Source organism: Bacillota bacterium, assembly GCA_036504675.1.
Lineage (GTDB): Bacteria > Bacillota > Sulfobacillia > JAJYWN01 > JAJZPE01 > DASXUT01.
In genome coordinates this window covers 1-8200 of record DASXUT010000137.1, presented here as the reverse complement: position 1 = coordinate 8200, position 8200 = coordinate 1, and the positions used below count along the sequence as shown (strand labels likewise).

Here is an 8200-nt window from a genome sequence, read left to right as displayed (position 1 = left end):
TCGATGATGCTGGCGTGGTTGAGCTCGTCGCTGATGCAGACGTCGCCCTTGCCGACGATGGCCGGAATGACCCCCGAGTTGCAGGTGAACCCGGACTGAAAGACCAGCACCGCCTCGGTGTGCTTGAACTCAGCCAGGCGGCGTTCGAGTTCGAGGTGGATGCTCATCGTCCCGATGATGGTCCGGACGGCCCCCGACCCGACCCCGAGCTTCTCGGTATACTCGATCATCGCCTTCTCGAGCTTCGGATGGGTGGCCAGGCCGAGGTAGTTGTTGGACGAGAGGTTGATGACCGCCTTCCCGTCGATGACCGCCCGTGGCCCCTGGGCGCTCTGAAGCTCCCTCAGAGGACGGTAGATGCCCTGCTGCCTGAGCTGATTCAGCTCGTCTTCAAGGAAACCGAGGGGTCCCTGAGCCATGACCAACTCTCCCTTCACAAGGCTGCTTCCAGGGCGGCGCGACGGATCCCGGCCGCGCCGTCAGGGATAGAGGACGACTTTGCCGCAGTTGCCGGAACGCATCAAGGCAAAGCCCTTCTCGAACTCCTCGAGCTTAAAGCGGTGGGTGATCACCAGGGCCACGTCCAGGCGCCGCGAGGCCAGCAAGGACCGCATCTTGTACCAGGTGTCCCAGAGCCGGCGACCGGTGATGCCGTGGACGATGGCTCCTTTGAAGATGATCTGTTCGGCCAGATCCATCTCGACCGGCCTGGAAGGCACCCCGAGGAGGGCCACCCGGCCCCCGTTGCGCAGCCCGCCGAAGGCTTGTCGGATCGCCGACGGCGCCCCCGACATCTCGAGGACGACGTCTACGCCCAGACCGTTGGACCCATCGAGGAGGGCCCGGACAACATCGTCGCGGTCGGCCTTCAGGGTCACCGCGGCCCCGAGCTTCCGCGCCAGGTCGAGGCGATAGTCGTTGACGTCGACGGCGTATATCGTCGCGGCCCCGGCCGCCTTGGCGACGGCGATGGCGCAGAGCCCGATGGCCCCGCAGCCGAAGACGGCCACGGTGTTGGCGACGATCTCCCCGGACAGGGCCGTGTGGATGGCGTTGCCAAGGGGATCCTGGATCGAGCAGATCTCGGCCGGAACGTCAGGGTCGTTGACCCAGACGCTGGCGGCCGGCACCGCGACATAATCGGCGAAGCAGCCGTCGCGGTCGACCCCGAGGATGCGGTAGTCACGGCAGACATGGCCCTGCCCCGTCCGGCATTGATAGCACGTACCGCAGGTGGTATGGCTCTCGGCGGACACGAAAGCCCCCGGGCTGAGGCCTTCGACTTCCCGGCCGAGCTCGACGATCCGGCCCGCGAATTCGTGACCGATGATCCGGGGGGGTTTTATCCGGCCTTGGGACCATGGGTCCCAATTGTAGATATGAAGGTCCGTCCCGCAGATCGAGGCCACTTCGACCTTGACCAGGACGTCGTGGGGACCGATTTCGGGGATGGCGACGGTCCGGAGCTCCAAACCTGGACCGGCCGCGCCTTTGGTAAGGGCCTTCATCGTGCCCTCCATGTCCTGGAGACCTCCTCGGGCCGGCCGAGAACGGTCGACCACCGCTGCCATTTTAGCACAATGATGGGACAAAGTCACCAGCCGAAAGTGTCGACGAAACAAAGGTAAAACGGCTTTTCCGGCGAACCGAGAAGCGGCACGTATCGTCGAAAGAGGACGGAGAGGGTCGACCGGTCCGTTCACCCGGTCGCCCCTCAGCGACCGGCCGACCCTGCCGAACGGAGGATACGCTGAAGGTGATGGGCAAAGACCGCTTTGAGTCGCGAAAGGTGAAAGGTCGGGAGGATCGGGGAGGGCTTCTGACCGGCCGCGTGGTCAGGGGATTGGCCGTCTTGGTCCTGGGGGCCTTGGTTCTCAGTCTTCCGGTTCTGGGAGCTGGCTGCGCCGGGCGCGGTCCGGCCGGCGACCCCGGCCAAGGCGGCCCGGGCACCGGCCCGGGCACCGACCCGGGCGGGGTCACTCAGCCGCCTGCTCCGACGCTGGCCGAAATTCAGAAGCAATACCATCCCAACGAGCTCGGCAACGTCCTCATCCTCGAGTACCACGAGGTCGGCGGGGAGGAGGCGCGCTGGCGGCGAAGCTCGGCCAATTTCCGGAAGGACCTCGAGACCCTTTATGAGAAAGGTTACCGGCTGGTCAACCTCCAGGACTACCTGGCCGGGAAGATCGATCTGCCGGCGGGGATGTCGCCGGTTGTCCTGACCTTCGATGATTCCGACCCGGGCCAGTTCCGCTACCTAATCAAGGACGGGCAGCCGGTGATCGACCCGGATTCCGCCGTCGGCATGCTCGTCGCCTTCCATGAGAAGCACCCCGACTTCGGCCTGGCCGGAACGTTCTATGTCCTGTGGCCGTATCCGTTCGGGCAGAAGGACTACGCCCGGCAGAAGATAAGCTTCCTCATCAACAACGGCTTCGAGATCGGCAACCACACCATGCGGCACGACAAGCTTTCCCAACTGAGCGCCGAGGAAGTCCTGCGTGAGCTGGCCAGGCCCAATAAGATGGTGGCCGAGGTCGTCCCCGGGTATCAGACCCAGAGCCTGGCCCTGCCGTTCGGGATCGCCCCGCGGAACCCGGAACTGCTCAAGTCCGGGAGCTACGAGGGGACCGACTACCAAATGAAGGCCGTCCTGCTGGTCGGAGCCGAGCCGGCGTCATCACCCTTCGCCAAGGGCTTTGACCCATACCGGCTGCCGCGAGTCCAAGCCATCCAGTCGGAACTGGACAAGTGGTTCTCCAACCTCAGCGACCCAATCCGGCGGTATATCTCCGATGGGTTGCCGGAGGTCGTCAGCGTCCCCAAGGAACTGGAATCCAAGCTCGGACCCGGATTGGCGGCCGGATCGCCGTCGCCTAAGATCAGCCTCTATGAGGTGACCGGGCCATGACCCGGACCTCCGACGCCGCCGACGGACGATAGGTTCGACAGTCGACCCACCGAGAATGAAGCTGAGCCGGGGTTCCCCAGGGGGACCCCGGCTTTTTCCATGTCCTGCGGGCCGGGGCGACCCGTCGGCCGGGGAAGGATACTGTCGGGCGGTCGATGGACCGCCGGGGAGGTCGACTTGACGCAGAGACCCTGGAGACGTCTTACGGGAGAACGCGCCGGAGCGAGGCCCGGGCGGCGATCGGCCCCCGCCCACCGCGCCTTCGGCGCCGTCCTGCTGGCCTTTATCCTCTTCTCAGGGACTGGGCTGACCGGCGAGGGGATTGACTGGCGGAGGAAAGGTTCGGAGGGTCACGCCGGTGACCTGGGTGCCGGCGTGGCCGCCCGCGGGGAGCTTGCCGGGTGGACCGGCCGTCCCCTGGGGCCGACAAGTCCATCCCCCCGGGACCCTGCCGGCCGTCCCGGGCTCCGACTAAGGGTCGGCTTGGTGGGACCGGGGACCACGGCGACGAACCCGGAAGAACCCACCCCCCGCGCCATCTATTGGCGATTCCTGGGCGACGAGGGGTATCCCACGGGCACCTTGACCCCGATCGAGATCGAGGGGCTGGGGCCGACCCACCTGAGGGCGGGTTACTCGGCCGTCATCCTGCCCGAGAACGTCGCCCTCCCACCGGGCACGGTCGAAGTCCTGGCCTCCTACGTCCGTGACCATGGCGGAAAGCTGGTCTGTGCCTGGACCGCCGGCGACGGGGGAGGGGGCGACGCCGCCGGACTCTGGGGGCTCCTGGGCCTGACCCCGCTGGACTCCGAGGCGCCCGGGGGCGTGGCCCCGCCCACCTTGTGGACCTTTCCGCCCGGCTCACCGGTCACGGCTCTGATCGACCCGGGGATCCTCGACGGCCCCTACTTCAGGCCGGTCGGGCTGATCCCGATGCCCAGCCCGCGGCGGGCCGTCGCCCCCAAGGGGGCGGTCTTGGTCGCTCCTGACGTCTGGCTTCACCGTTTCCCCGGCGGCGGGTTGACCGTCTTCATCAACGGGCACCCGGCCGAGGAGAAGCGGGTCGGTGACGACGCCCTCTTCCGCGTCCTCCTCAAGTATTTCCTCGATGAGTTGGCGGGGACGCCACGCATCGTGATGTCCCCGGGCGGCGTCGGTGGTCTGGTGATCAACCTGCACGTCTGCTCCAGCGCCTATTTGGGGGCTCTTGACCGGCTGTTCCGGCGGGAGGTCTTCCCGCCGGACCTGAGGCTGTCCGTTCATGTCACCCCTGGTCCGGACGACTTGCGGCCCGGGGACGGCCTGGGAGTCTATGCCGACAGCCCGGCCAAGGGGCGCCCCTTCGTCCAAGAGCTGGCCCGCCATGGCGAGGTCGGGGCCCACGGGGGCTGGATGCACGATGGCTGGGCCGGCTCCTCGGCCGGTTGGCTGGCGCCAGTCAGACGACGGTATCTCGATCAGAGCCTCGATTCCCTGGCCGCGGTGGTCGGGCGCCCGGTCCTCGAATACAGCGCCCCGGGAGGGGTCCATGACCGTGATACCGACGACCACCTGGCCCGGCGGGGCGTCCTGGCGGCGGCCTACCCGGGGGGCGAGGACGCGCCGCCGGCCCATGCCTGGGTAGAGGGGAAGGGGCTCAGCCGACTCTGGCACTTCGGCTATAGCGGCGATCAATACGGGCTGTGCCCCGAGAGCATGCTGGCCGCCGGACGGTCACCCGAGGAGGTGGCCGAGGAGGTCCGCGCGTTGGTCGCCAGGGCCGCTCAACGACGCGAGATCCGTTTGTTCTACCTGCACCCGGCGAGCCTCGCCGACCGCCCGATCATCTGGCGGGCGCTCATCAGCGAAGTCCGGACGCAGTTGGCGGCGGGGCGATTGACGGTGGCCCCGATGAGCGCCTATGCCCGTTTCCTGAACCAGGCCGAACGAATCGAACTGGCCGTCTGGAAAGCGGGCCCGACCGTCATTGTGGAGATGGCGGGGCCGGCCTCCTTGAGGGGGGTGGCTGTCGCCCTGCCGGTCTCGCCGGAGTATGCCGTGGCCCGGTCCAGCGGGACCGGTCGGCTGACCTTCGACAACGGCGGTTCGGTCGGGTATCTGGCGGTCGAAACCGACACCAACCATTTCTCGGCGATTCTCGCTCCATCGCCGTGAAACGTTCGACGCGCCCACCGGCTTTCAGCCAGCTAGGCGCGATAGCGTGTCCCATGCCGTCGACAGGTGTCGATGAAAAGGCTCCTGATGTCAGAAGGAACGGCGCGGAGGAAGACGAAAACAGGTCGGGAAATGACGGAGCCGCTGACTTAGCTACTATACCCCCGTGGGGTAAAACGGGTAAAAAGGGTGGACCGGATGGTCAGGGTTTTGCTTGCCGACGACTATGCGCCGACCCGAGAAGTGATCAGGCTCTTCCTCACCCGCTTTGGCGAGTTCATCGTGGTCGGTGAAGCGGCCGACGGGCAAGAGGCCGTCCGCCTCGCCGGTACGCTGCAACCAGATGTCATCGTGATGGACGTGGCGATGCCGGTCATGAACGGACTCGTCGCCGCCAGATTGGTGACCGAGGCCAACCGACGGATCAGGGTCATCACTCTCACCGGCCAAGTCGATCCCAACGTCTCCAAACGGGCCCTTGCCGCCGGCGCCTGCCGCCACCTGAGCAAGCCTTTCGACCTGTGGGCCCTGGCCAGGGTGATCAAGGAGGTGGCCGGAGGGACCTTGCCCGTTCCTCCCCAACCCGTCCCGCCCGGTTATCGCCCGGCCGACGCGCCGGCCGGCGCCGGCGACCGGCCGGCGGTCTCCCTATGCCCGGGCCTTGTCGCTCTTGACGGCGGTGGCCAGGGTCGCCCCTAAGACGGCCCCGTAGACCAGATAGCCGGTGAGAGTGGCCATGGTCGTCCGGGAACCCATCGACCAGAGGGTCGGCCCCAGACTGAAGGCGAAGATGGACAGGCCGCTGATGATCCACAGGGCGATCCCGTAGATCGCCCCCCAGAAGACGTTCGAGCGGTCCTTGGCCAGGCTGGCGTAGATCAGTCCGGCGGCGATCCCGAGGATCAGGTCGATGCCCAAGCCCACCGCATTGACCAGGCTCCACGGAGCCCGCACCGAACGCACGAAGATGCTCCCCAGCAGGTTATAAAGGTTGAACCGGGACAGGTTGACCAGGTAGCCGCCGAGCAGGATGACCGCCTTGGCCAGGGTGGCCCAGACGCTGCCGGCAAGAGTGGCCCGGTAGATGTCGCCCAATCGGTTCTTGCTCCCTTCTCGGTCGCTGGCTATTGCCCCTCTTTGACCGTCGCCCACGGCGCCCCGGACAACAGGTCCGGGAAGTCGCGGGTTCTTATTATGTTCCGGCCGTGGCCGGGATAGTCGGGCGGGGGGAGAGGGAGGCCAGCCAACCTGCATCTACCTGAGCCTACGGCCCGGCCTCGGTAAGACCGGATTCGGAATTGAGTGGAAAAACGAAAAGCGCCAATTTGGTCCTGGGGGTTTATAGGCCCTGGAAATTGTGTTAGACTATGCTCTGAGGATTTATCGAGCGCTGAAAACAATTGGCCGTTCTTTCACCCTTTGAACTACCCTCCAACCTTTCGTCACTCCAACCTTCGTTCAAGGAGTTGAGGTACATGGCCATGGCCTACCGCCAGAACGACAATCGTCGTCGCGCCGCCGCGAAGGAAGTGGATCCCGTGCCGCAGCCGTCGCTGTCGACTTTCTTCAACCCCCAGTCGGTCGCCATTGTCGGAGCCTCCAAGACCGAGGGCAAGACCGGCCACATCGTTGTCAAGAACCTCGTCGAGAGCGGTTACAAAGGCAAGATCTATCCAATCAACCCCAAGGAGACCGAGATCCTTGGGCTTCCTTGTCATAAGTCGGTCAGCGACGTCCCGGGCTCGATCGAACTGGCCGCCCTGGTCATCCCGGCGCAGGCCGTCCTTGACGTGGCCGAGGAATGCGGTCGTAAGGGCGTCAAGCACCTGGTGACGATCACGGCCGGCTTCAAGGAGGTCGGCAAGGAAGGACTCGAACGCGAGCGCAAGCTCCTGGACATCTGCCACCGCTACGGGATGCACACCCTCGGGCCCAACTGCCTGGGGATGATGGACACCCACACCCCGATCAACGTCTCTTTCGCGTCCGGCTTCGCCCTCAAGGGCGAGATCGCCTTCGTCTCCCAGAGCGGCGCCCTCCAGACGGCCATCCTCGACTGGAGCTTCCAGGCCGGTCTGGGCTTCTCCAAGTTCATCAGCCTCGGCAACAAGGCCGACCTGACGGAGACGGACTTCATCGAGGACGCCGCCGACGACTCTAGTACCAAGGTCATCCTGGCCTATATTGAGGGAGTCAACGACGGCAAGCGGTTCATCCGGGTGGCCCGCGAGGCCAGCCGGAAGAAGCCGGTCATCATCTTCAAGTCCGGCACCAGCCAGGCCGGTGCCCAGGCGGCCTCTTCGCACACCGGCGCCCTGGCCGGCTCCGACCTCGCCTACGATACCGCCTTCAAGCAGGCCGGGGTCATCCGGGCCAGGACCATGGACGAACTCTTCGGCCTGGCCACCGCGTTCACCAACCAGCCCATCCCCAAGGGCGAAAAGGTGGCCGTCGTCACCAACTCCGGCGGTCCGGGGATCATCGCTTCGGACGCCATTGAAGCCAATGGCCTGAGCATGGCCAGGTTCCAGAAGGAGACCATCGACGCCCTTCGGGCCGGCTTGCCGGCCGAGTGCGCGCTTTACGACCCGGTCGACCTCATTGGCACGGCCGATGGAGCCCGGTACCGCTTCGCCCTCGACATCATCGCCAACGACCCGGCGACCGAGAGCATCCTGGTCCTCCTGACGCCGCCCTACCAGGCCCAGCCCAAGGAGACCGCCGAGGCCGTCGTCGACCTCCACCGGCGCCGCCCGGATCTGCCCATCTTTGCCAGCTTCATGGGGGGAGAGCGGGTCGCCGAGGGCATCGAGGTCCTCCGCCGGAACGGCATCCCGACCTTCGCCTTCCCCGAGCCGGCCATCCAGGCCATCAAGGGGATGGTCCGTTACGCCAAGATGAGACAGCTGGCCGCCGTGGGGCGTCCGGAACGTCTCGAGAACGTCGACCATACCCTCGTCTCGGGGATCTTCGAGAAGGTCCGCGACGACCATCGGCGGGTCCTTCTCGGCAGCGAGGCCGCCCGGGTGGTCCGCGCCTACGGCATCCCGTCGGCCCCGGCCGTCCTGGCCCGCGACCCGGAGGAGGCCGTCCAGGCCGCTGAGTCCTTCGGCTACCCGGTCGTCCTCAAGGTCG

The 8200-nt window shown here is 66.2% G+C and carries 7 protein-coding genes; 4 read left to right on the top strand and 3 right to left on the bottom strand.

What is annotated here, in order from left to right:
* Together VGL40_09420 and tdh are read right to left on the bottom strand one after the other, a co-directional pair.
* Positions 1-419, bottom strand: a 419-nt coding sequence (locus VGL40_09420; GenBank protein ID HEY3315475.1) for an aminotransferase class I/II-fold pyridoxal phosphate-dependent enzyme, incomplete at its 3' end; no start/stop codon positions are given.
* Positions 420-479: 60 nt separating this feature from the next.
* Complete coding sequence (gene tdh / locus VGL40_09415) at positions 480-1520, bottom strand: L-threonine 3-dehydrogenase (protein HEY3315474.1); 1041 nt, start codon at positions 1518-1520, stop codon at positions 480-482.
* A 239-nt stretch (positions 1521-1759) separates the two neighbouring features.
* On the opposite strand from tdh, the gene VGL40_09410 reads away from it, so the two are divergent.
* The 3 genes from VGL40_09410 to VGL40_09400 all read left to right on the top strand — a co-directional run bounded on the left by VGL40_09410 (position 1760) and on the right by VGL40_09400 (position 5764).
* Positions 1760-2911: a polysaccharide deacetylase family protein gene (locus VGL40_09410; protein ID HEY3315473.1), complete on the top strand. Its 1152-nt coding sequence runs from the start codon at positions 1760-1762 to the stop codon at positions 2909-2911.
* A 486-nt stretch (positions 2912-3397) separates the two neighbouring features.
* Entirely contained in the window at positions 3398-5065 is a 1668-nt protein-coding gene (locus VGL40_09405) for a hypothetical protein (protein HEY3315472.1), read from the top strand.
* Between the two features lie 198 nt (positions 5066-5263).
* The gene (locus VGL40_09400) at positions 5264-5764 is read left to right on the top strand and encodes a response regulator transcription factor (protein ID HEY3315471.1); all 501 of its coding nucleotides are present in this window, start codon (positions 5264-5266) and stop codon (positions 5762-5764) included.
* Here VGL40_09400 and VGL40_09395 read toward each other — a convergent pair.
* Entirely contained in the window at positions 5714-6160 is a 447-nt protein-coding gene (locus tag VGL40_09395) for a YqhR family membrane protein (protein ID HEY3315470.1), read from the bottom strand. The genes VGL40_09400 and VGL40_09395 overlap by 51 nt on opposite strands.
* Positions 6161-6540: 380 nt before the next feature.
* Here VGL40_09395 and VGL40_09390 point away from each other — a divergent pair.
* On the top strand, positions 6541-8200 hold a 1660-nt coding region (locus tag VGL40_09390; protein HEY3315469.1), incomplete at its 3' end, for a CoA-binding protein.